The sequence below is a fragment of the Kistimonas scapharcae genome (assembly GCF_039540975.1).
Classification (GTDB): Bacteria; Pseudomonadota; Gammaproteobacteria; order Pseudomonadales; family Endozoicomonadaceae; genus Kistimonas; species Kistimonas scapharcae.
Window position 1 is genome coordinate 1 of the sequence record NZ_BAABFL010000149.1, and the last position, 590, is coordinate 590.

A 590-nucleotide genomic window follows, 5' to 3' on the forward strand; every position below is an offset into this window, starting at 1 on the left:
CTAAAGCGAAACTTTGTCAGTGTCGTAGCTCTGGCTTGTGCTTTTGTCTGGTTACCAATGTGAAACGTCAACAGCTCCTAGAAGGAGAAAAAAATGATCTGAATGCGCGAGTGCAAACTATTCGCCGAGATATAGCAAGAAAAGATAGAGAAATTAATAACTTAAATGGCAGGGTTGATGAGCTCGTTCGATCGGCGGAAGAGGGCAACCGGCAACTCACTGCATTGCAGCGTGAAAAGCAAGAATTGCAGCGTGAAAAGCAAGAAGCCGAGGAAGAGATTGAGGCATTGGAAAAGAAAATTCCTGATGAGTCTCAGTGTCTTATCTGCGCGAAAAAATCAGAAGATATCGTAAAGCTTACATGTTGCGAGCAGAATGTGGGCATAGGCTGTCTTGAAAGACATATGCGTAGCCGTATAGGCACTCCACGGGAAGAAAGGCTGCCCGCGGAAGGTCTTGAGGGATTAGCTTGTATCTTATCAAACCCAGAAGATAACCCGCACGTAGTAACCTTAAATCCCGCTTAACCTTGGGAATGTGAGCAAGCTGGCCGTACTTTTGGCAACAGAGTACAGTTTTTGCACAAAACG

1 protein-coding gene is annotated in these 590 nt (G+C 45.4%); it reads left to right on the forward strand.

Going from position 1 to position 590, the window contains the following annotated elements; all coding sequences use genetic code 11:
* On the forward strand, positions 1-527 hold a 527-nt coding region (locus ABD892_RS10105; RefSeq protein WP_345195499.1), incomplete at its 5' end, for a hypothetical protein.
* Positions 528-590 lie beyond the last annotated feature (63 nt).